General features: G+C 61.4%; 7 protein-coding genes. 4 read left to right on the top strand and 3 right to left on the bottom strand.

What is annotated here, in order from left to right; genetic code table 11:
• Positions 1-210: 210 nt before the first annotated feature.
• Entirely contained in the window at positions 211-16,005 is a 15,795-nt protein-coding gene (locus E5221_RS01010; protein ID WP_247846773.1) for a LapA family giant adhesin, read from the bottom strand.
• A 986-nt stretch (positions 16,006-16,991) separates the two neighbouring features.
• Here E5221_RS01010 and E5221_RS01005 point away from each other — a divergent pair.
• On the top strand, positions 16,992-19,148 hold the full coding sequence (locus E5221_RS01005) for a type I secretion system permease/ATPase (protein WP_039615366.1): 2,157 nt from the start codon (positions 16,992-16,994) through the stop codon (positions 19,146-19,148).
• Positions 19,138-20,514 carry an HlyD family type I secretion periplasmic adaptor subunit gene (locus tag E5221_RS01000; RefSeq protein ID WP_015268515.1) on the top strand — a complete coding sequence of 459 codons (1,377 nt, stop codon included), beginning with the start codon at positions 19,138-19,140 and terminating at the stop codon, positions 20,512-20,514. Before E5221_RS01005 ends, E5221_RS01000 begins: the two co-directional genes overlap by 11 nt.
• Positions 20,515-20,708: 194 nt before the next feature.
• Here E5221_RS01000 and lapD read toward each other — a convergent pair whose 3' ends face one another.
• A complete protein-coding gene (lapD, locus tag E5221_RS00995) occupies positions 20,709-22,655 on the bottom strand; it encodes a cyclic di-GMP receptor LapD (RefSeq protein WP_061552266.1) in 1,947 nt (648 codons plus the stop codon).
• 10 nt (positions 22,656-22,665) lie between these two features.
• Positions 22,666-23,427, bottom strand: a complete 762-nt coding sequence (lapG, locus tag E5221_RS00990) for a cysteine protease LapG (RefSeq protein ID WP_247846772.1) — start codon at positions 23,425-23,427, stop codon at positions 22,666-22,668.
• A gap of 205 nt (positions 23,428-23,632) precedes the next feature.
• Between lapG and E5221_RS00985 the strand changes: the two genes are divergently transcribed.
• The gene (locus E5221_RS00985; protein WP_061552267.1) at positions 23,633-24,322 is read left to right on the top strand and encodes a GntR family transcriptional regulator; all 690 of its coding nucleotides are present in this window, start codon (positions 23,633-23,635) and stop codon (positions 24,320-24,322) included.
• A 107-nt stretch (positions 24,323-24,429) separates the two neighbouring features.
• Positions 24,430-24,933 (top strand): sigma-70 family RNA polymerase sigma factor, encoded by a 504-nt coding sequence (locus tag E5221_RS00980; protein ID WP_015268511.1) that lies wholly within the window; start codon positions 24,430-24,432, stop codon positions 24,931-24,933.
• The last annotated feature ends 4 nt before the right edge of the window (positions 24,934-24,937 follow it).

Here is a 24,937-nt window from a genome sequence, read left to right as displayed (position 1 = left end):
GGTAGACAGCAGCATAGGCAAAGATCACCGGGCACGCAGGCCCGGCGCCAGAGTATGCGCTGTCGCAGGATGCCAGGAAAGTGCCCTGAGCGGCCAATCGCCGGCAAGCCAGCTCCCACAAGAACCACACCTCTCCAGAGCTGCACAATTCCTGTGGGAGCTGGCTTGCTGGCGATCGGGCTGCAGTGCAGCCCGCTAGCGCATCAGTAATCAACTGTCCTTGTTGTGGATGATGATTGTCGGGTCAGCACCGCTGATCAACGAGTTGATCGTGGTGTTGGACCAGTTCACCCCTTCCAGCTTGATGGTCACGTCGGCGTTGGCGATACCACCGGCGGCATTGAGCTTGCCTTCGCTGCTGACCTGCAGCGTCGTCGTGCCTTCCACCGTGGTGAGCTTCAGGTAGTTGTCGATGGTGCTGCCCTTCTCGCCCTGGAGCAGGTCCTTCAGGTCGATGCGGTCGCCTTCGGCCACCTTGAAATCCTTGATCACGTCTTTGCCGGAATCGCCAGCCTTCCATACGAAGGTGTCGGCACCGCTGCCACCGGTCATGGTGTCATCGCCCTTGCCACCAAGCAGGATGTCATTGCCTTCACCACCGAGCAAAGTGTCCTTGCCCAGGCCACCGATCAGTATGTCATTGCCCTTGCCACCGTCGAGGGTATCGTCTCCGCCTTGGCCGAACAGGAGGTCATTGCCCGCCCCACCGTTGAGAATGTCATTGCCATCGTTGCTGCGCGAGACATCGAATTCGCTGACGTGCTCGACGATGTACTTGTGCAGCACGCGACCGTCGACATCACCCAGGGCCACACCCAGCTGGCCTGCGACATATCCCTGTATGGCTTCGACACCGTTGCCGGCGACCGAACCAAAGCTCACCAGGTCACCGAAGATGATGTCGTTGCCATCACCACCGTTGACGGTGTCATTGCCCGGCACGGTGGCTTCGGTGTGGCCCAGGATCGCTTCCGCCAGTTTGCTCGGGTCGATGTTGGTCTGCGGCTTGCTATCGGTGTCGTAAGGCTTCAGGTCGTTGACATTGACCGCGCTGTTCAGGCCGATGGCTTCCACGCCAGACAGGTTGGACAGCAACAGGAAGCTTTGTTGCGAGTTGTAGTCCACATAGTAGTAACCGCTTTCAGCGTAGGAGAACTCAAAGGTGCCATCACCTTGGGCATGCAGCTGTCCAGACGCACCATTGTCGTTGGTCCAGCCCTTTTTGCCCCAGTATTCGGCGGTCATGTTGCCTTTGGCATCGATGCTGAAGCGGTTGTCGCTGCCCACCATCTTGTTGGTGACCACGTCGCCCAACTTGTAGCCGATCGACTTGAGCACGGAATCCACCGTGGTGTCGATGTTCCTGAAGGTGCCCTCACGTTCGCCAGCCTGGTACACGTTCGGCTGGCCGTCGGTGATGAAGAACGTCTGGCGGCTGCCGGTGTTGCCCGCATCCATCAATTGCTTGAACCAGTTGGCGGTGGTTTTGAACGCATCCTCGTAGTTGGTCGAGCCGCTGGAATAGAGTGTATTGAGCGCACTGTAGAGCGAGCTCAGCGCGTTCTTGTCGCCCAGGTTGACCGAAACCGTACTGTTCACCTGAGTGGAGAAGTCCACCAGCAGGATGTTCACTGTACCGGACTGCGCGCCCTTGACGCTGTTGGCCAAGGTATCGAACACCGACTTCAGCGAGTTACGCGCGGCATCGACCGCGCTGCCCATGCTGCCTGAGGTATCGACGATGAACGCAATGTTGTAGTCCTGACCCGGCGTCACATGCAGGCCACTGATGTCGGCAACGATGATGTCACTGGTGGTGGTGCCGGTGAAACTGTCGCTGTCGGTAGTCAGGTTGCTGGCGGTGTAGGTGTCCGGATAGACAGTTACCTTGATCGTGCCTTCGGTGGAGGCTTTGCTGCCGCCCACGCTTTCGGTAGCGGTCGAGGTGACCTTCACATCGAAACTGCCCTGGTAGTACGCCGGCGGCTTGATGCTCAGGCCGTTGAGGCTCCAGCCGGTGACGTCAACCGAAGTGGCGCCGACGGTTACGGTATGACCAGCGCCATCGCTGAGCACCGAACCTGCCGGAATGCCGTCCAGCTTGACGCTCAGGCTCTCGGAGCCGTCGGTGTCGGTCAGGTTGGTGGAAATGCCAACCAGCTTGACGGTGCCGTTCTCCGGCCCTTCGTTGAGCTTGTAGCCGTCGTAGTAGCCTTGGCCATCACTGCCATGGAAATCGGACACGGAAAGCCCGGCGTTACCCATCGCCGCAACGTTCGGGTACATCGGGATGGCCGAGCTGCTCAGGTCGGTCACCGGGCCGTTACCGACCTTGACGTTGATATCCAGGCTGCCCGGGCCGGACTGGTTGGCGTGGTAGATCTCCAGGGTGTAGTAGCCGCTGACAGGCGGCGAGAAGCTGCCGGAGATCGTACCGCCCGCCCCCCAGGTGGCGCCGACCACGCTGGTTTTGCCGATGTAGACCTGCAGGCTGTCATCGGCGGTGCCGCTGAAGGTGTAGGTCTGGCCGGCTTCCAGGTAGATCAGGCCGGAGGTCTTGGAGCCCGTACCGGCGGCAACGCTGCCGCCCGAATCGGCGCTGGTAACCTGCTCGGTCTTGCTGGCACTGCCAGAGTTGGCGAACACGTTCTTCAGCGCAGTACCGCTGATGCCGTTGCCGTTGGTGCCCAGGCCCGTGAGGCTGTTCCAGGTTTCCTTGGTCAGGCCAAGCGATTCGGGGGTGTTGCTGCCGATGTTCAGGCCAGGCTTGTCGGCTACAGGTGCAATATCGACCTTCAGCGTGGCCTCGCCACCAGCAGCGGCACCGTCGGTAGGCTTGTACTTGATCTGGGCATAGTCGGCCTGCTTGTTGCCGACGCCCGTTCCGCCATATCCGTCGATACCCGACTCGTTGGGTTTTGGCACGAACCGCAGGTTGCCGGCAGCGATGTCAGCCTGGCTGACGGTCTGGTTCTGGGCGACGTTGACCCAGGCGGTGCCGTTGAAGAGCTGCAGGGAACCCGCTGGCAGCTGGGTGAAGGTCACACCCAGGCTCGACAGGGCGCTGTCGACATCGGAAATGTTGAAGTCGTTCCAGGTCAGCACCAGCGGCGTGTCTTCGACGCCAGTGACGGCGCCGCCAGTGGCGACCGGTGCGTCGTTGACAGCGATCACATTCACCGTGGTCGTGGCGGTGTTCGAGGTATTGACGCCGTCGGTCACCGTCACGGTGATGATGCGAGGCGTGGTGCTCGGGTTCTCGCTGCTGTTGATGAAGGTGATGTTCTTGATCGCCTGGATATAGTCGGCCAGCGACGCAGCGCCGCTCAGGGTCAGGACTACCTTGCCGTCTGTGCTGTTGGCGTTGATCGTGATGCCGTTGACACTGTTGCCCAGGTTCAGCGCATCACCCGGCTGGCGGTTGGTCAGGGTGACCGTTGCGCCCGTCAGCTGCGAGCTGTCGAAGTCGGTGATAGTGACGTCCACATCGCCGATCGACACACCACTGCCTGGCTGGTTCTCGGTGAAGGTGGTCTGGTAGTCGGCTCCGGTCTTGCCGCTGGAGTCGTTGCCATCCAGGTCCAGAACCGGAGCTGGCTCGAATATCTGGGTGGTCACGCTGCCGGCGCTGGAGCTGATGTCGAGCTTCTCGAAGTTACCGCCAGTGGCCGAATCGATCTTGACCGTGAAGTGCTCGGTACCCTCGGTGGCGTTGTCCTTGAAGGTCGGGACGGTGAACGTTGCCTGCGAGCTGTTGGCCTTGATCACTACGGTAGCCACGCCGGTGTAGTCCGTGCCATCGGCCGCGGTGCCGGTGTAGGTCAGTTTGACGGTGACGTCGGTCTCGGCCTTGTTGGTCAGGTTCAGGACGTACGTGGCATTACCACCTTCGGCGACCGCGGCGGTGCCGCTGATGCTCAGGGTGGTGGTCTGGATGGTATCCGTGACCGCAGTGACCGCCGCCGTATCGCTGACGTTCAATTTCTCGAAGTTGCCACCGCTGGTTTCGGTGATCTTCGCCGAAACGTTGCCTGCATCGATATAGACGTCATCGGCTGGCGCCGGAACGGTCACGGAGCCGGAGAGCTTGCCCGCATCGATGCTGATCACAGCGCCGTTGCTCAGCTTGATGGTCATGTCGGTGCCAGCCTTGTTGGTCAGGGTGGCGGTGTAGGTGATCTGGCCACCTTCTGCGACGGTTGGCGTGGCGCTGAGGCTAAGGCCAGTGTGGTCGATGGTGTCGCTGACCTTGGTTACCGCATAGGCTCCACTGGTAGCCAGCAGCTCGAAGTCGCCGCCAGTGGTGCCATCGATCTTGGCCTGAACGGTACCGGCATCGATGTACACATCGTCGCTCGGCGCATCGATGGTGATCGAACCTTCTTTCTGACCCGCCGCGATGGTGATGGTCTCGCCGTTGCTCAGCTTGACGTTCAGCGCGGTACCCGCCGGGTTGGACAGCGTTGCGGTGTAGGTGATCTTGCCGCCTTCGGCCACGGTATCTGTCGCGGTCAGCGTGAGTGTGGTGACGTCCGGGGTCGCCGGGTTGTCGGTGACAGTGGTCACTGGCTCGCCAACAGCCACGGTCTTCTCGTAGTTACCACCCGAGATGTCGGTGATCTTGTTGGTCAGGTCCAGGTTGGTGTTATGGACGTTGTTCGGCGCGGTGAAGGGCACCGACGCCGACGACTCACCCACCGGAATGGTGATGGTCTGGCCGTTGGCCAGTTTCACCACCAGGTCCGAACCGGTGACCTTGTGGTTGACCGACGCGGTGTAGGTCACTACGCCGCCCTCGACCACACTTTGCGTGGCGGTCAGGGTCACGGTAGTGGTGTCGATGGTATCGGTGACCTTGGTCACAGCCGCAGTGCTGCTGACGTCCAGCTTCTCGAAGTCACCACCGGTGGTACCGGTAACGGTCACGCTCAGGTCTTCGGCATCGACATACACATCGTCGCTCGGCGCGTCGATGGTGATCGAGGCTTCCTTCGAACCGGCGGCGATGGTGATGGTCTCGCCGTTGCTCAGCTTGACGGTCAGCGCAGTACCCGCCGGGTTGGACAGCGTAGCGGTGTAGGTAATCTTGCCGCCTTCGGCCACGGTATCTGTCGCGATCAGCGTGAGCGTGGTGACGTCCGGGGTCGCCGGGTTGTCGGTGACAGTGGTCACTGGCTCGCCAACGGCCACGGTCTTCTCGTAGTTACCACCCGAGATGTCGGTGATCTTGTTGGTCAGGTCCAGGTTGGTGTTATGGACGTTGTTCGGCGCGGTGAACGGCACCGACGCCGACGACTCGCCCACCGGAATGGTGATGGTCTGGCCGTTGGCCAGTTTTACCACCAGGTCCGAACCGGTAACTTTGTGATTGACCGATGCGGTGTAGGTCACCACACCACCTTCAGCGACGGTCGAGGTCGCGGTCAGGGTCACGGTAGTGGTGTCGATGGTATCGGTGACCTTGGTCACAGCCGCAGTGCTGCTGACATCCAGCTTCTCGAAGTCGCCGCCGTTGGTGCTATCGATCTTGGCCTGAACGGTACCCGCATCGATGTACACATCGTCGCTCGGCGCGTCGATGGTGATCGAACCTTCTTTCTGACCCGCCGCGATGGTGATGGCTTCGCCGTTGCTCAGCTTGACGGTCAGCGCAGTACCCGCCGGGTTGGACAACGTTGCGGTGTAAGTGATCTTGCCGCCTTCGGCCACGGTATCTGTCGCAGTCAGCGTGAGCGTGGTGACGTCCGGGGTCGCCGGGTTGTCGGTGACAGTAGTCACTGGCTCGCCAACGGCCACGGTCTTCTCGTAGTTACCACCCGAGATGTCGGTGATCTTGTTGGTCAGGTCCAGGTTGGTGTTATGGACGTTGTTCGGCGCGGTGAACGGCACCGACGCCGACGACTCGCCCACCGGAATGGTGATGGTCTGGCCGTTGGCCAGTTTTACCACCAGGTCCGAACCGGTAACTTTGTGATTGACCGATGCGGTGTAGGTCACCACACCACCTTCAGCGACGGTCGAGGTCGCGGTCAGGGTCACGGTAGTGGTGTCGATGGTATCGGTGACCTTGGTCACAGCCGCAGTGCTGCTGACGTCCAGCTTCTCGAAATCACCACCGGTGGTACCGGTAACGGTCACGCTCAGGTCTTCGGCATCGACATACACATCGTCGCTCGGCGCGTCGATCGTGATCGAGGCTTCCTTCGAACCGGCGGCGATGGTGATGGCTTCGCCGTTGCTCAGCTTGACGGTCAGCGCAGTACCCGTCGGGTTGGACAACGTTGCGGTGTAGGTGATCTTGTCGCCTTCGGCCACGGTATCTGTCGCGGTCAGCGTGAGTGTGGTGACGTCCGGGGTCGCCGGGTTGTCGGTGACAGTGGTCACTGGCTCGCCAACAGCCACGGTCTTCTCGTAGTTACCACCCGAGATGTCGGTGATCTTGTTGGTCAGGTCCAGGTTGGTGTTATGGACGTTGTTCGGCGCGGTGAACGGCACCGACGCCGACGACTCACCCACCGGAATGGTGATGGTCTGGCCGTTGGCCAGTTTTACCACCAGGTCCGAACCGGTGACCTTGTGGTTGACCGACGCGGTGTAGGTCACTACGCCGCCCTCGACCACACTTTGCGTGGCGGTCAGGGTCACGGTAGTGGTGTCGATGGTATCGGTGACCTTGGTCACAGCCGCAGTGCTGCTGACGTCCAGCTTCTCGAAGTCGCCGCCGTTGGTGCTATCGATATTGGCCTGAACGGTACCCGCATCGATGTACACATCGTCGCTCGGCGCGTCGATGGTGATCGAACCTTCTTTCTGACCCGCCGCGATGGTGATGGTCTCGCCGTTGCTCAGCTTGACGGTCAGCGCAGTACCCGCCGGGTTGGACAGCGTTGCGGTGTAGGTGATCTTGCCGCCTTCGGCCACGGTATCCGTCGCGGTCAGCGTGAGTGTGGTGACGTCCGGAGTCGCCGGATTATCGGTGACAGAGGTCACTGGCTCGCCAACGGCCACGGTCTTCTCGTAGTTACCACCCGAGATGTCGGTGATCTTGTTGGTCAGGTCCAGGTTGGTGTTATGGACGTTGTTCGGCGCGGTGAACGGCACCGACGCCGACGACTCACCCACCGGAATGGTGATGGTCTGGCCGTTGGCCAGTTTTACCACCAGGTCCGAACCGGTAACTTTGTGATTGACCGATGCGGTGTAGGTCACCACACCACCTTCAGCGACGGTCGAGGTCGCGGTCAGGGTCACGGTAGTGGTGTCGATGGTATCGGTGACCTTGGTCACGGCTGCGCCGCTGTTTACATTCAGCTTCTCGAAGTCACCACCCGTGGTTTCGGTCACTTTGACCTGCAGTACTTCAGCATCAATGTAGACATCATCGCTTGGGGCGTCGACGATGACCGAAGCCTCCTTCGAGCCGGCGGCAATGGTGATGGTTTCACCGTTGCTCAGCTTGATCACCAGATCGGTGCCGGCCTTGTTGGTCAAGGTCGCGGTATAAGTGATCTTGCCACCCTCGGCAACCGTCGGTGTCGCACTCAGGGTAAGGTGGGTAATGTCCTTGGTGCCTGGTCCGTCGGTCACGGTCGTCACCGGCTCGCCAACGGCTACGGTCTTCTCGTAATTGCCGCCCGAGATGTCGGTGATCTTGTTGGTCAGGTCCAGATTAGTGTTGTAGGCATTGTCTGGCGCGGTGAAGGGCACCGACGCCGACGACTCACCCACCGGAATGGTAATGGTCTGACCGTTGGCCAATTTCACCACCAGGTCAGAACCGGTGACCTTGTGGTTGACCGACGCGGTGTAGGTCACCACACCACCCTCGACCACGCTTTGCGTGGCCGTCAAGGTCACGGTGGTAGTGTCGATGGTATCGGTGACTTTGGTCACGGCCGCCTTGCTGCTGACATCCAGCTTCTCGAAATTGCCACCCTTGGCATCGGCGATGGTCACGCTGAGGTCTTTGGCATCGATGTACACATCGTCGCCTGGGGCGTCGACGATGATCGAAGCTTCCTTCTGGCCTGCCGCGATGGTGATGGTTTCGCCGTTGCTCAGTTTGATGACCAAGTCAGTGCCGGCCTTGTTGGTCAAGGTGGCGGTGTAGGTGATCGTGCCACCTTCGGCCACTGTCGGTGTGGCAGAAAGCGTCAGGCAGGTAATATCCTCTGAGCCTGGGCCATCAGTAACCGTTGTACTGACTTCCGATTTGTCCAGGGTCAGCTTTTCAAACTTCCAGGCATCTGCACCGCTGACCGAGTCGATCGCATTTACTACAGGCTGAGCACCTACATAGACATCATTAGGCGCGGTAACGGTGATCGAGCCGGTGTTGCTGTTGGCCGGCACCACAACAACGGTCTTGCCGTCGCTGAGGGTGAAGTACAGCGGCGAGTGGTTGTTGATCGGCAGGCCGTCTTGGCTGGTCAGCGTGACGGTATAGGTAATTTCGCCACCCTCGGTGACGGAATCGGTAGCCGTCAGCTTGGCCACCACTTCGTTGATGGTGTCAGTCACTCCCACCGACGCGGCTCCGCCAAATTGCAGATTCTCGAAGGTGCTGCCTGCGGTATCGGTCGCCGACTTGAGGCCGACACTGATAGTGCCGGCGTCCTGGTAAACGTCGTCGCCCTGTACGGCATGGGTGTACTGCGCACTGGTTTCTCCCGCCTTGATCGTGACCTGGGCATCGTTGCTCAAGGTCACGACAAGATCGTGCGCCAGCACGGTGTTGACCTTCACGGTAAAGGTCGGGTTCTGGTTCTCGAGGACCGATACCTGGTCGGCCTCGATGCTAACCCACACAAGGTCACCACCAGAGCCTGGGGTGCCGGATTCATCAGTCACGGTGGTAGTGACCTCGGTTTTGTCCAAGGTCAGTTTCTCGAACTTCCATACATCAGCACCGCTGACCGAATCGATCGCATTGACTACCGGTGGATTGGCGCCCATGTAGACGTTGTCCGGCGCGGCAACGGTTATCGAACCGGTTGTACTGTTGGCCGGTACCTCAATAACGGTCTTGCCATCGCTGAGAGTGAAATACAGCGGCGACTGGATGTTGAGCGGCAGTCCATCCTTGCTGGTCAGCGTGACGGTGTAGGTAATTTCGCCACCTTCGGTTACGGACTCGGTAGCGGTCAGTTTGGCGACGACTTCACTGATGGTGTCCGAGATCTCAACGGTGGCCGGGCCTCCGAACGCCAGCTTCTCGAAGGTGGCACCCGAGACGGTGGCATCTGTCACGCTGAGCGTGACGGAGCCGGCATCCTGGATGACATCATCGCCTTGGGCTGCGGTCTTGTATTCCACTTCGGTCTTGCCGGCCTCAATGGTCACGGTGTCGCCGTTCGACAGAGTAACTGTCAACGGACGGTCCAGTGCCTGGCTTACCTTCACAGTAAAGGACGGCTGCTGGTCCTCTGTCACGTTGCCATTACTGACGATGCTTACGGTGACGGTATCGATACTGTCATTGATGACAGTCGATGCAGGCGTCGGGTCTGGCGTCAGCTGTTCGAAGTTGCCACCGGTCGCACCGGTAATCGTGGTGCTGACAGTCGAGCCGTTGTTGTAGACGTCGTTGGCCGGGGTTTCGAAGTCGACGCTGCCCTGGGTCTTGCCGGCTTCGACGGTGATGGTCTGGCCGTTGGACAGGGTCACGGTCACCGGGGTCTGAGCCGGGTTGCTCAGGGTCACGGTGTAGGTGATCACGCCGCCTTCGGTCACCGACGGGGTCGCCGTCAGGGTCGCGGTGGTGGTATCGACCGAGTCGTTGATCGTGGTCTGCGCCGGGGTCGGATTCGGCGTCAGCTGTTCGAAGTTGCCGCCGGTCGCACCGGTAATCGTGGTGCTGACAGTCGAGCCGTTGTTATAGACGTCGTTCGCCGGGGTCTCGAAGTCGACGCTGCCCTGGGTCTTGCCGGCTTCCACGGTGATGGTCTGGCCGTTGGACAAGGTCACGGTCACCGGGGTCTGAGCCGGGTTGCTCAGGGTCACGGTGTAGGTAATCACGCCGCCTTCGGTCACCGACGGGGTCGCCGTCAGGGTCGCGGTGGTGTTATCGACCGAGTCGTTGATCGTGGTTTGGGCCGGGGTCGGGTTCGGCGTCAGCTGTTCGAAGTTGCCACCGGTGGCGCTTTCGATGGTCACGCTGACAGTCGAGCCGTTGTTATAGACGTCGTTCGCCGGGGTCTCGAAGTCGACACTGCCCTGGGTCTTGCCGGCTTCGACGGTGATGGTCTGGCCGTTGGACAGGGTCACGGTCACCGGAGTCTGGGCCGGGTTGCTCAGGGTCACGGTGTAGGTGATCACCCCACCTTCGGTCACCGACGGAGTGGCCGTCAGGGTCGCGGTGGTGGTGTCGAGCGAGTCGTTGATCGTGGTCTGCGCCGGGGTCGGGTTCGGCGTCAGCTGTTCGAAGTTGCCACCGGTGGCGCTTTCGATGGTCACGCTAACGGTCGAGCCGTTGTTGTAGACGTCGTTGGCCGGGGTTTCGAAGTCGACGCTGCCCTGGGTCTTGCCAGCTTCCACGGTGATGGTCTGGCCGTTGGACAGGGTCACGGTCACCGGGGTCTGAGCCGGGTTGCTCAGGGTTACGGTGTAGGTGATCACGCCGCCTTCGGTCACCGACGGGGTCGCCGTCAGGGTCGCGGTGGTGGTGTCGACCGAGTCGTTGATCGTGGTCTGCGCCGGGGTCGGATTCGGCGTCAGCTGTTCGAAGTTGCCGCCGGTCGCACCGGTAATCGTGGTGCTGACAGTCGAGCCGTTGTTGTAGACGTCGTTCGCCGGGGTCTCGAAGTCGACGCTGCCCTGGGTCTTGCCGGCTTCCACGGTGATGGTCTGGCCGTTGGACAGGGTCACGGTCACCGGAGTCTGGGCCGGGTTGCTCAGGGTTACGGTGTAGGTGATCACCCCGCCTTCGGTCACCGACGGAGTGGCCGTCAGGGTCGCAGTGGTGGTATCGACCGAGTCGTTGATCGTGGTCTGCGCCGGGGTCGGATTCGGCGTCAGCTGTTCGAAGTTGCCGCCGGTCGCACCGGTAATCGTGGTGCTGACAGTCGAGCCGTTGTTGTAGACGTCGTTCGCCGGGGTTTCGAAGTCGACGCTGCCCTGGGTCTTGCCGGCTTCGACGGTGATGGTCTGGCCGTTGGACAGGGTCACGGTCACCGGGGTCTGAGCCGGGTTGCTCAGGGTCACGGTGTAGGTGATCACGCCGCCTTCGGTCACCGACGGGGTCGCCGTCAGGGTCGCGGTGGTGGTATCGACCGAGTCGTTGATCGTGGTCTGCGCCGGGGTCGGGTTCGGCGTCAGTTGCTCGAAGTTGCCGCCGGTCGCACCGGTAATCGTGGTGCTGACAGTCGAGCCGTTGTTATAGACGTCGTTGGCCGGGGTCTCGAAGTCGACGCTGCCCTGGGTCTTGCCGGCTTCCACGGTGATGGTCTGGCCGTTGGACAGAGTCACGGTCACCGGGGTCTGAGCCGGGTTGCTCAGGGTTACGGTGTAGGTGATCACGCCGCCTTCGGTCACCGACGGGGTCGCCGTCAGGGTCGCGGTGGTGTTATCGACCGAGTCGTTGATCGTGGTCTGGGCCGGGGCCGGGTTCGGCGTCAGCTGTTCGAAGTTGCCGCCGGTCGCACCGGTAATCGTGGTGCTGACAGTCGAGCCGTTGTTGTAGACGTCGTTCGCCGGGGTCTCGAAGTCGACGCTGCCCTGGGTCTTGCCGGCTTCGACGGTGATGGTCTGGCCGTTGGACAGGGTCACGGTCACCGGGGTCTGAGCCGGGTTGCTCAGGGTCACGGTGTAGGTGATCACCCCGCCTTCGGTCACCGACGGAGTGGCCGTCAGGGTCGCGGTGGTGGTGTCGACCGAGTCGTTGATCGTGGTCTGGGCCGGGGCCGGGTTCGGCGTCAGTTGCTCGAAGTTGCCGCCGGTGGCGCTTTCGATGGTCACGCTAACGGTCGAGCCGTTGTTGTAGACGTCGTTGGCCGGGGTTTCGAAGTCAACGCTGCCCTGGGTCTTGCCAGCTTCCACGGTGATGGTCTGGCCGTTGGACAAGGTTACGGTCACCGGGGTCTGAGCCGGGTTGCTCAGGGTTACGGTGTAGGTGATCACCCCGCCTTCGGTCACCGACGGAGTGGCCGTCAGGGTCGCGGTGGTGGTGTCGACCGAGTCGTTGATCGTGGTCTGGGCCGGGGCCGGGTTTGGCGTCAGTTGCTCGAAGTTGCCGCCGGTGGCGCTTTCGATGGTCACGCTAACGGTCGAGCCGTTGTTGTAGACGTCGTTGGCCGGGGTTTCGAAGTCAACGCTGCCCTGGGTCTTGCCAGCTTCCACGGTGATGGTCTGGCCGTTGGACAAGGTTACGGTCACCGGGGTCTGAGCCGGGTTGCTCAGGGTTACGGTGTAGGTGATCACCCCGCCTTCGGTCACCGACGGAGTGGCCGTCAGGGTCGCAGTGGTGGTATCGACCGAGTCGTTGATCGTGGTCTGCGCCGGGGTCGGGTTCGGCGTCAGCTGTTCGAAGTTGCCGCCGGTCGCACCGGTAATCGTGGTGCTGACAGTCGAGCCGTTGTTGTAGACGTCGTTCGCCGGGGTCTCGAAGTCGACGCTGCCCTGGGTCTTGCCAGCTTCCACGGTGATGGTCTGGCCGTTGGACAGGGTCACGGTCACCGGAGTCTGGGCCGGGTTGCTCAGGGTTACGGTGTAGGTGATCACCCCGCCTTCGGTCACCGACGGAGTGGCCGTCAGGGTCGCAGTGGTGGTGTCGACCGAGTCGCTGATCGTGGTCTGCGCCGGGGTCGGGTTCGGCGTCAGTTGCTCGAAGTTGCCGCCGGTCGCACCGGTAATCGTGGTGCTGACAGTCGAGCCGTTGTTGTAGACGTCGTTCGCCGGGGTCTCGAAGTCGACGCTGCCCTGGGTCTTGCCAGCTTCCACGGTGATGGTCTGGCCGTTGGACAGGGTCACGGTCACCGGAGTCTGGGCCGGGTTGCTCAGGGTTACGGTGTAGGTGATCACGCCGCCTTCGGTCACCGACGGGGTCGCCGTCAGGGTCGCGGTGGTGTTATCGACCGAGTCGTTGATCGTGGTCTGGGCCGGGGCCGGGTTCGGCGTCAGCTGTTCGAAGTTGCCGCCGGTCGCACCGGTAATCGTGGTGCTGACAGTCGAGCCGTTGTTGTAGACGTCGTTCGCCGGGGTCTCGAAGTCGACGCTGCCCTGGGTCTTGCCGGCTTCGACGGTGATGGTCTGGCCGTTGGACAGGGTCACGGTCACCGGGGTCTGAGCCGGGTTGCTCAGGGTCACGGTGTAGGTGATCACCCCGCCTTCGGTCACCGACGGAGTGGCCGTCAGGGTCGCGGTGGTGGTGTCGACCGAGTCGTTGATCGTGGTCTGGGCCGGGGTCGGGTTCGGCGTCAGTTGCTCGAAGTTGCCGCCGGTCGCACCGGTAATCGTGGTGCTGACAGTCGAGCCGTTGTTGTAGACGTCGTTCGCCGGGGTCTCGAAGTCGACGCTGCCCTGGGTCTTGCCAGCTTCCACGGTGATGGTCTGGCCGTTGGACAGGGTCACGGTCACCGGAGTCTGGGCCGGGTTGCTCAGGGTTACGGTGTAGGTGATCACGCCGCCTTCGGTCACCGACGGGGTCGCCGTCAGGGTCGCGGTGGTGGTATCGACCGAGTCGTTGATCGTGGTCTGGGCCGGGGCCGGGTTCGGCGTCAGCTGTTCGAAGTTGCCGCCGGTCGCACCGGTAATCGTGGTGCTGACAGTCGAGCCGTTGTTGTAGACGTCGTTCGCCGGGGTCTCGAAGTCGACGCTGCCCTGGGTCTTGCCGGCTTCCACGGTGATGGTCTGGCCGTTGGACAAGGTCACGGTCACCGGGGTCTGAGCCGGGTTGCTCAGGGTCACGGTGTAGGTGATCACCCCGCCTTCGGTCACCGACGGAGTGGCCGTCAGGGTCGCGGTGGTGGTGTCGACCGAGTCGTTGATCGTGGTCTGGGCCGGGGCCGGGTTCGGCGTCAGTTGCTCGAAGTTGCCGCCGGTGGCGCTTTCGATGGTCACGCTAACGGTCGAGCCGTTGTTGTAGACGTCGTTGACCGGGGTTTCGAAGTCAACGCTGCCCTGGGTCTTGCCAGCTTCCACGGTTATGGTCTGGCCGTTGGACAAGGTTACGGTCACCGGGGTCTGAGCCGGGTTGCTCAGGGTCACGGTGTAGGTAATCACGCCGCCTTCGGTCACCGACGGGGTCGCCGTCAGGGTCGCGGTGGTGTTATCGACCGAGTCGTTGATCGTGGTCTGGGCCGGGGTCGGGTTCGGCGTCAGCTGTTCGAAGTTGCCGCCGGTGGCGCTCTCGATGGTCACGCTAACGGTCGAGCCGTTGTTGTAGACGTCGTTCGCCGGGGTCTCGAAGTCGACGCTGCCCTGGGTCTTGCCGGCTTCGACGGTGATGGTCTGGCCGTTGGACAGGGTCACGGTCACCGGGGTCTGGGCCGGGTTGCTCAGGGTTACGGTGTAGGTGATCACCCCGCCTTCGGTCACCGACGGAGTGGCCGTCAGGGTCGCAGTGGTGGTGTCGACCGAGTCGTTGATCGTGGTCTGCGCCGGGGTCGGGTTCGGCGTCAGTTGCTCGAAGTTGCCGCCGGTCGCACCGGTAATCGTGGTGCTGACAGTCGAGCCGTTGTTGTAGACGTCGTTCGCCGGGGTCTCGAAGTCGACGCTGCCCTGGGTCTTGCCGGCTTCCACGGTGATGGTCTGGCCGTTGGACAGGGTCACGGTCACCGGAGTCTGGGCCGGGTTGCTCAGGGTTACGGTGTAGGTGATCACCCCGCCTTCGGTCACCGACGGAGTGGCCGTCAGGGTCGCAGTGGTGGTGTCGACCGAGTCGCTGATCGTGGTCTGCGCCGGGGTCGGGTTCGGCGTCAGTTGCTCGAAGTTGCCGCCGGTCGTACCGGTAATCGTGGTGCTGACAGTCGAGCCGTTGTTATAGACGTCGTTCGCCGGGGTCTCGAAGTCGACGCTGCCCTGGGTCTTGCCGGCTTCCACGGTGATGGTCTGGCCGCTGGACAAGGTTACGGTCACCGGGGTCTGAGCCGGGTTGCTCAGGGTCACGGTGTAGGTAATCACCCCGCCTTCGGTGACGCTTGGCGAAGCGGTCAAGGTCGCGGTGGTGGTGTCAACGGTATCGGTAACCTGAGTAACCGCTGGTGTTTGCGGCACAGTCACTATCAGCCCGCCGCCCCCGGTGGTGCCCGTTACGGTCGCCGAAATCTGGCCGCCGTCGATATACGGGGTATCGTTCGCGGGGACCACGACGTTTACACTCCCAGTGGTCTGCCCGGCCGGAATGACAATCACGGCACCGTTGGACAGGGTGACCACCAGGTTTGTGGTCGGCGCCTGGCCAACCGTAGCGGTATAAACGATTACGCCACCCGCTTCACTGATGGAAGAGGTAGCGCCCAGTACCAGGTCGGTAGCAACATTGGTATCGGTCGTCGGAGTAGTCACCTGGTTGTTGCTGGTGGTATCCAGCTGGCCAACCTCTTCGCCATCGAGCACGGCAGCAAAGCCCAGCCCATCAGTCGGAAAGCCGACGGTAGGGTCGACCCGGCCTGCGGTTTCTTCGAGCATGACAAAGCTGTGGCCACCGCCAAGTGCACCACCACCGCCCGCCGACGACGGGCCAGCCGCAGTTGCTTCAAGCTCGGTAGTCGGGTCGACACCGGCGGCGATCGCCTGTTGCAACTCTTCCACCGACGGCGCGGCCTGCGCGGTAGCCTGACTCAGGTCGGTGCTGCTGTCAGGCGCATCAGCGCTCCACTGGCTGTCTCGACCCAGGTCAAGCAAACGGCCGTCGGCCAGCTCCAAAGTAACTGCACCGCCTGGACCGGTGAGCACTTCTTCACCGGCCAGCAGGCGGTCCCCTTCAATCAGAACACGCCGAATGCCCTCTGGGGATACCGCAATAACCTGGCCAACAATACTTTTGACGATGGCTACAACGCTGCTCATTGGACTCTCCGTGTGACCCGATAGGTACTTCCCTGCCAGAGCGGCACTCGCAGACCACTTCAGGCGGAACTATGTTGATGATCTTTCGACGCTTATCGGCGTCAATATTCCGTCTATGACTTATTGGAATTGATTAAATGCCAAACTATTGACCTGCATTCTGCCATCCTAAACAATCGCCAATGTAATGTCACATTGATATTCGCATATTAACCATGTGCTTTCTGGGGACAAGTGTCATACATCACCTAAAGGCAGGCAACGCGACATATCAGAGCATCTTTCTCGGCGCTTAGGTGATGGTATCGGATGGGTCAGGACACCCTTTCATCGGCAATTGTCAAAATTCGAGCGTCAATTTACAAGTCACCTTCAGCTCGCTCAAATAATAGCTTTGTCAGAAGCACAAACCTTGCCTAAAGGGGGGCCGACGGTGACTGGAGACCGCGCAGAACCTGGGCCTTGTGACCGTTCGCGGCTCTCGGTAGCTAGTACAGTTGCACAGTAAGGGTGCCAATTTGCCGCAGATCAAAGAGATAGCGAACCACAGCGTAAATACTGCCAGCCCTAATACGAGAAAGCATCACCGCTTGTATAGACCAGGCATGTCAGAGAACGCTTTTCTAATAGATGAATTTTGCCTAATTAGTCGCGCAAGTTCGTCAACAAATCAGCGCCTGTTTCTTGACAATGGTGCAGAGCGATACCGCGACACTTCTGTCGCCAGCTGGATGGCAGGCTATGCTGAAAACTGATTCGACCTAGATGCTGACTGGATCAAAAATGAAACATCCACCACCCAGCACCGTCTGCCAGGAATGAAGACCGCAGAACTGTTTACTCAATACCGATTCAAGGCGACCATTAGCCGGTTGCCCAAGCGCCAGGGTGCCGTAGCCTCATGACCACTGCCTGGCAGCACGGGTGAGCCAGCCTGAACGGCGGCACACCCACCCCACCCACCACAAGGATGAAGAGAGCGCCGCGTGGAATCCGAAGTCAGTCGAGTCCAACTCAGCCACGATCCACGCAGTCAGCATGACGATCCCCTGCTGGATAGTCTGTTGAGCCTGTGTGTCCTGCACCAGAAACCTGCAAGCCGGGTCATGCTGACCACCGGCCTGCCGTTGCCGGCCCAGCGCCTGAGCCCCGAGTTGCTACCCCGCGCTGCCGCCAGGGCCGGTCTGCAGGGGCGCCTGCTGCAGCGTAAGCTGGAGCAGATCCCGAGCATCGCCATGCCAGCCATGTTGCTGCTCAAGGAAGGCCGCAGCGCCGTCCTGCTGGGCTGGGAGAACGAAGACACCGCACGCCTGTTGCTCAGCGAGAGCGATGGCGGCGAGGTGCATGTCAGCCGCGAAGCCCTGCAGAGCGATTACAGTGGTCGGGTATTCTTTGCCCAGCCGCAGCACAAGTTCGACGTCAACCACGGCAACCTCATCCCCCGGGCGAAGTCGTGGTTCCGCGATACCTTGCTGCGCAGCAAGTGGCTGTATATCGACGCCATCGCCGCCAGCCTGGTGATCAACCTGATCGCCCTGGCCGCGCCCCTGTTCGTGATGAACGTATATGATCGGGTGGTACCCAACCAGGCCACCTCGACCCTCTGGGTACTGGCCGTCGGTATCGCCGGCGCCTACATCTTCGACCTGATCCTCAAGGGCCTGCGCGGCTTGTGCCTGGACCTGGCTGGCAAAAAGACCGACCTGATCATTTCGGCAACGCTGTTCGAACGTATCGTCGGCATGTCGATGAAGTACCGCCCTGCGAGGGTCGGCAGCTTTGCCCAGAACATTCATGAGTTCCAGGGCCTGCGTGACTTCCTCGCTTCGCTGACCTTGACCAGCCTGATCGACCTGCCGTTCACCGTCCTTATTCTGATTGTCATCGCCATCATTGGCGGGCACCTGGTGTGGATCCCGATCATCGCCTTCCCACTGGCCTTGGGCATCGGCTACGCACTGCAACGACCACTGATGGCGACCATGGAACGGACCATGGCCTTGGCTTCGGAGCGCCAGTCCAGCCTGATCGAGACCCTTGCCGGCCTGGATGCGGTAAAGGTCAACAACGCCGAAAGCGAACGCCAGTACATGTGGGAGCAGACCCTCGGTACCCTCAGCCGCCTGGAACTGCGGGTGAAAGTGCTGTCGAGTCTGGCGATGAACATCACCCTGCTGATCCAGCAACTGGCAGGCGTGGCAATGATCTGCGTCGGCGTATACCTGATCATCGACGGCAACCTGAGCATGGGCGGCCTGGTAGCCTGCTACATGCTCAGCGGCCGCGCCCTCGGGCCGCTGGGCCAGCTCAACGGCCTGCTCGCCCGCTATCAGCAAGCCAAGGTGACCATGGTCTCCACCGACCACATGATGGAACTACCGCAAGAGCGCAACTTCGAAGAACGCCCGCTGAGCCGCAAGGTGCTGCAGGGCAGCGTCGAGTTCCGCGGGGTCGATTTCACCTATCCGAACCAACAGAACCAGGCCCTGAAGAACATCAACCTCACCATCCGCCCCGGCGAGAAGGTGGGCATTATCGGCCGCAGTGGCTCGGGCAAGAGCTCGTTGGCCAAGCTCATCGTCGGCCTGTACGAAGCCGACGGCGGCTCGCTGCTGGTCGACGGCGTGGACATTCGCCAGATCGACGTCAGCGAACTGCGCCACAACATCGGCTACGTGCCGCAAGACATTCAGCTGCTGGCCGGTACCCTGCGCGATAACCTGGTCAGCGGGGCCCGCTACATCGAGGATGAGTTGATCCTGCAGGCTGCTGAACTGGCAGGCGTACATGAATTCGCCCGGTTGCACCCGGACGGCTACGAGCTGCAGGTGGGTGAGCGCGGGCAGAACCTGTCCGGCGGCCAGCGACAGAACGTCGCCCTGGGCCGTGCGCTGTTGCTCAACCCGCAGATCCTGCTGCTGGACGAACCGACCAGCGCCATGGACAACACCGGCGAAGAACGCCTCAAGCAGCGGCTGCAGGCGGTAGTGGAAGGCAAGACGATGCTACTGGTAACTCACCGTGCCTCGCTGCTGTCACTGGTGGACCGACTGATCGTGATCGATCGCGGGCAGATTGTCGCCGACGGCCCGAAAGCCGCGGTCATGGATGCGCTGAAGAAGGGGCAGATCAGTGTTGCATAAGCTGGATGTAGGGCAATTCAAGGAAGGCCTGCGGCGCTATTTCAAAGGGTCCGATTCACTGGGCGGGCAGCCGCTGCCAGAGGTCAACAAGGCCCTGATCGAGGATGCGCCGCGAGTCGTGCGGCTGACCATCTGGGGCGTGATCCTGTTCTTCGTGTTCCTGATCGTGTGGGCCAGCGTCGCGCCCATCGACGAAGTTACGCGGGGTGAAGGCAAGGCCATTCCGTCGTCCAAGGTGCAGAAGATTCAGAACCTGGAGGGGGGCATCGTCGCCGAGATCTTCGCCAAGGAAGGGCAGATCGTCGAAGTGGGCCAGCCATTGCTGCGCCTGGATGAAACCCGATTCGCCTCCAACGTGGGTGAAACCGAGGCCGACCGCCTGGCCATGGCTTTGCGCGTCGAGCGCTTGAGTGCCGAAGTGGGCGATACCCCGTTGAAGATCGATGAGGAACTGCGCAAGGCCGCGCCAAGCCAGGCAGCAAGCGAAGAGTCGCTGTACCAGAGCCGGCGCCAGCAACTGCAGGACGAGATTGGTGGCTTGCAGCAACAACTGGTCCAGCGCCAGCAGGAACTGCGCGAGTTCAGTTCAAAGCGCGCCCAGTATGCCAACAGCCTGGAACTGTTGCGTAAAGAGATCAGCATGTCCGAGCCACTGGTGGCAACCGGCGCAATCTCGCAGGTTGAAGTGCTGCGCCTGCGTCGTGCCGAGGTGGAGAACCGCGGTCAGCTGGACTCCACAGCGCTGGCTATCCCGCGTGCCGAGGCGGCCATTCGCGAGGTGCAAAGCAAGATCGAAGAGACCCGTGGCAAATTCCGCAGCGAAGCGCTGACCCAGCTGAACGAAGCGCGCACAGAGCTGAACAAAGCCACGGCGACCAGCAAGGCGCTGGATGATCGCGTGCACCGCACCATGGTTACTTCGCCGGTACGCGGTATCGTCAAGCAACTGCTGGTGAATACCATTGGCGGGGTGATCCAGCCGGGCAGCGATATCATAGAAATCGTGCCGCTGGACGACTCACTGGTCATCGAGGCGAAGATCCTGCCCAAGGACATCGCCTTCCTGCACCCTGGTCAGGAAGCGACGGTCAAGTTCACGGCCTATGACTACACCATCTACGGTGGGCTGAAGGCCAAGCTGGAGCAGATCGGTGCCGACACCATCACCGATGAAGACAAGAAGACCACCTATTACCTGATAAAGCTGCGCACCGACCGCAGCCACCTGGGCACTGACGAGAAGCCGCTGCTGATCATTCCGGGGATGGTGGCGACGGTCGATATCATGACTGGCAAGAAGACCATCATGAGCTACCTGCTCAAGCCGATCATGAAGGCGCGTTCGGAGGCGTTGCGCGAGCGTTAAAAAGCACACTCATCGCCGCGACCCACACTGTGGGAGCGGCCTTGTGTCGCGAAAGGGCCGCAACGCGGCCCCAGGCAGCAGTAGCACTGCAATCACCGGGGGCTGCTGCGCAGCCCTTTCGCGACGCAAGACCGCTCCCACATGTACAGCGCCAGGCTCCGGAAAGCTGATCAACCGGCTAACACGAAAACCGGTCAGCGCCAGGGTGCAGGCTCACCAACCAACTGCCCCTGAATCCCGCCTACACCCATCTCCCGCAACACCAACCGCTCACCTTCCGTCTCGACCCGCTCGGCAATCAGCGGCAGGTCGATACTGTGTGCGGCACGCTGGACCGCTTCGATGAACAGCCGCTTGTGCTGCTCTTGGTCAATGTTGCGGATGTAGCTGCCATCGATCTTCAGGTATGCCAGGCCCAGGTGCGCCAGGTTGCCGATCATGCTGAAACGCCCACCAAAGCGTTGCAGCGCCAAGCCGAAGCCAAGCGCGTGCAGGCGCCGGGTGAGTTGTTCCAGAACCGCCTGCTCAGGCAACTGTTCCTCGCCAATTTCGAAAACCAGCCGCGGGCCAAGCGCCGTGTTCTGGCCCAGAAGCTCGAAGACACGCTGGAGGGCCTTGGGGTCGGCCAGGGTGGCGGCGGACAGGTTCAGCGCCAACACCTGTTCATGCCCTCGAAGGTGCGCCAGCACCTTCTCCAACACCAGCACATCAAGCCGCGGCATCCAGCCGAAGCGCTCCAGCCAGGGCAGGAAGCGGCCTGCCGGCAGCGCCTCGCCCTGGCCATCCTGCAAACGCGAAATCACCTTGTGGTGCAGTACCCGTTGTACAGAAGCGCAATCTACGACTGGCTGGAAGAACAGTTCGAATTGCCCATTATTGAATGCCTGGTCCAGCCGCTCATGCCAGACATGCTGACTATCCGCAGCAACTGCGGCCACACCTTGTTCAAGGCATACCCAACCCGGTGTTGGCTGGTTCTCGGCGCGTGCCAGCGCCTCGTCGGCAAGCTTCAGCAATGCCTGTGGTGAATCACCGGGGCTGAACGGCGCCAGGCCGATACAGGCCACCGGGTCTACATCACTAGCGCCTGTTTCGTGCAGGCTGTGCAGCGTTGCTTCCAAGGCCTGGGCAAGCTGTACCGCCTCTTCATGCACCATGCCCGGCGCCAACACGGCGAACTCGCCCCCGCGGCTGCGGGAAATCAGGTCGTTGGTTTCCGGGTAGCTGGCACAGGTGCGACGCAACTGCTCACCCACAGCCTGGAGCAACTGGTCGGTACGCTGGCCGCCAAGACGGGCGTTCAACCCCGCCAGCCCCTGGACCCGCAGCAACAGCAGGTAGCCGGCGCGCGCTTCTTCCAGGTTGCTCACCCGGGTGTTCAACTGCATCTCGAAATAACGGCGGTTGGAGAGCCCGGTCAGGCTGTCCTGGTAGGACTCGGCACGCAGCCGCTCACTGCGCTCGGCCTGCTCGGTGAACAGTGCCTTGAGCTTCTCGACCATCTGGTTCATCGCCTGCACTACCCGACGCAGCTCCGGTGTGCGCGGCAACTCAGGCAGGCTGAGGAATTCGCGGCGGGCAATGGCGTGGGACTGCTCGACCATGTAATCCAGCGGCCGTAACTGGCGACGCAGGAGCAAGGCGCCGAGTACGGCGCTGGCCGCGCCACACAGCAGCAGCCAACCCAGGCTGCCCAGGGCGCTTTGCCAGAGCTTGGCAATGGCGAACATCGGGTGGCTGATCACCTCAACACGCGCAGCCTGCTGCCAGCCACGGCTGACGATGGCGTCGCCGCCGGCAGCTTCCAGGCCGATCAGGCCCACGAACCAGCGCGGTACACCGCCGGGGTCCGGCTCGGCGTGGCGCTCTACCAGCACGGCATTGGAGCCTAGGTCGACAACCTTGATGCTTGAGTAGTAACCACTGTCGAAGATCGAACTGACCATCAGCTCGACCATCGCCGGATCATCAATATTCGGCGTCAGCGACAGCGCCAGCGCTGTCGCCGCATCCTGGGCGTGCGAGCGCAACTGGTTGACGTACTGGCTGCGCGAGCTTTCCAGGCTGACCATGAAACTGCCACTGAAGGCGACCACCAGGAACAGGCAAATGGCCAACAGCAATTGTTTGAACAGTGACATCTGTGCTCCTTCAGTAAACCGGCTCGGCCGGGAACCCTTCGGCCTGCATTTTCTTCAGCAAATCCTGCCAGCGTGACAGCCGCTTGGTATCGCCGACCTTCTTGTTGCCTGCGGCGCCCGTCAGCCACAAACCCTCACCATTGAAGGCGTACACCGGCAGCAGGTCGGTACGCTGGCTTGCCGGCTTGATGGCATCCATTAGGCTGTCGAGTACCAATGGTTGAGCCTGTGGGCTTGAATAATAGGTCAGGACCATGTGCGCCCGGTTCTGCCGCAGCGCCTTTACGTAGGTAATGCGCAGCTTTTCACTGGGAATACCCATGCGCCGCAGGCTGAAATACTTGGCGATGGCGTAGTCCTCGCAGTCTCCTGCACCCTTGATCAGCGCCTGCACCGGCGTGGCCCAATAGTCGACCTCGTGCCACAGGTCGATGTCCTCTACATAGCGCAATTGCTGGTTGAAGAAGCGGTTGACCACCTGCAATCGCTCAAGCTCCGTACCCTGCTTCTGCGTAGCCATCAGGCTCTGCCAGGCATCGATACGGCCCTGCCCGGGGCCCAAGGGGCCATACAGGGCCTGCGACTTGCGGCTGATCTGGGAAAAGTCCCAATCCGCGTGCAGCCCGCCCAGCAGCAGGCTGCCCAGCAGCGCAGCAAGGCCGACACGTTGCACAACGGTTTTGAGCATCCAGGATATCGCCACTGCCAAGCCCTGTTCAGGCCAGTCGAAAGCAGCGATGGTGCGGCCTGCAACGGCAAAAGACAATGGCATCCTGCGATCATGCACCCGCCGGTCAGTCGACCTACACTTTCTGGTTATAACCTTGTGTGGGCTGCTTCCTTTGCCCTTCGACTTCATCCACCATAGCCGCGCTTTTGGGGGCGCCTGCTCCATTAGGTATACAGGTTTGACACCCCCAAGAGCTGTTACTAGCTTCATTGGATCCAACTTTAGTCATCGTTGAGGCAGACGTCGCGTGGCCGAGAAAATCAAATTGAGCAATGTGCTGGCCAGCGAGCAGCTGTTGCCGCACCAGGCCCGTGGCGTGATCGAAGAACGCCTGCGTAGTGCCATTCTTGATGGCCGTTTGCCCCCTGGTACTGCCATCCGCCAACAAGAGCTCGCTACCTTGTTCGGTGTAAGCCGCATGCCCGTTCGCGAAGCCCTGCGCCAGCTCGAAGCGCAATCACTGCTGAAAGTGGAAATGCACAAGGGCGCGGTTGTTGCACCGCTGATCGGCGAGGATGCGGTGGACACCTATGCCCTGCGCGTGCTGCTTGAGACCGAGGCACTGCGCCAGTCCATTCCGCTGCTCAATGCCAACGACATCGCCAGTGCCCGCGGGTATATCCAGCAACTGGAAAACGAAACCCGTCACGCCGAAATCGGCCGCCTCAATCGACTGTTCCACATGTCGCTGTACAGCAAGGCGCCGAACAAGAAGCTGCTGCGCCTGATCGAGGACGAATTGAACGAGGAAGAGCGCTTCCTGCGGTTTCATCTTTCGTCCATGGGCCTGGGCAAGCTCACCCAGGACGATCACAACGCACTGGCGGATGCGGCTGGCGACAAGCTGGTGGATGAAGCAGTAACGGTGCTGGAACGGCACCTGAATAACGCATCGCGGGTAATCCGCAAGTACCTGGATACACAACGGAGCCGCTAGCGAGCAGTGACTGCATCAAGGTGCGGTCGAATAGGTTGCAAATTGATCTGCCCTTGTCAACAATGAGACTAATTATCATTCATGTCCATTGGTGGCAGCGCCCTCCCATGCCCAGCAACGATTCCGTGCAAACGCTCTACAGTGACCACCACGGTTGGTTGCATGCCTGGCTACGCAGCAAGCTGGGCAACGCCGCCGATGCCGCAGACCTGGCTCAGGACACCTTCGTACGCCTGTTGCAACGTCGCGAACATCTGCAACTGAACACACCCCGGGCTTTCCTGAGAACGGTTGCGCGTGGGCTCGTGATCGACCACTGGCGGCGCGAGGAACTGCACAGGGCCTATCTCGAGGCGCTGGCACAGTTGCCGGAAGCGCAGGCCCCTTCGGCCGAAACCCGTGAGCTGCTGCTGGAATTGCTGGAGCGCATCGCGCGCATGCTCGAAGGCCTCAAGCCCAAAGTACGTCGTGCATTCCTGCTTGCCCAATGCGAGGGGCTGAAGCACCAGGCGATCGCCGACCAGATGGGGATCTCGGTGCGTACCGTGGAGCGCTATATCGCCGACGCGCTCTACCATTGCTACTTGCTGCGCTACGCCGACGAGTGTTGACGCA

Source organism: Pseudomonas sp. A2 (genome assembly GCF_023100865.1).
Taxonomy (GTDB): domain Bacteria; phylum Pseudomonadota; class Gammaproteobacteria; order Pseudomonadales; family Pseudomonadaceae; genus Aquipseudomonas; species Aquipseudomonas asiatica.
Note: the sequence above shows the minus strand (reverse complement) of the source record. Positions and strands in the feature narration are given on the sequence as shown.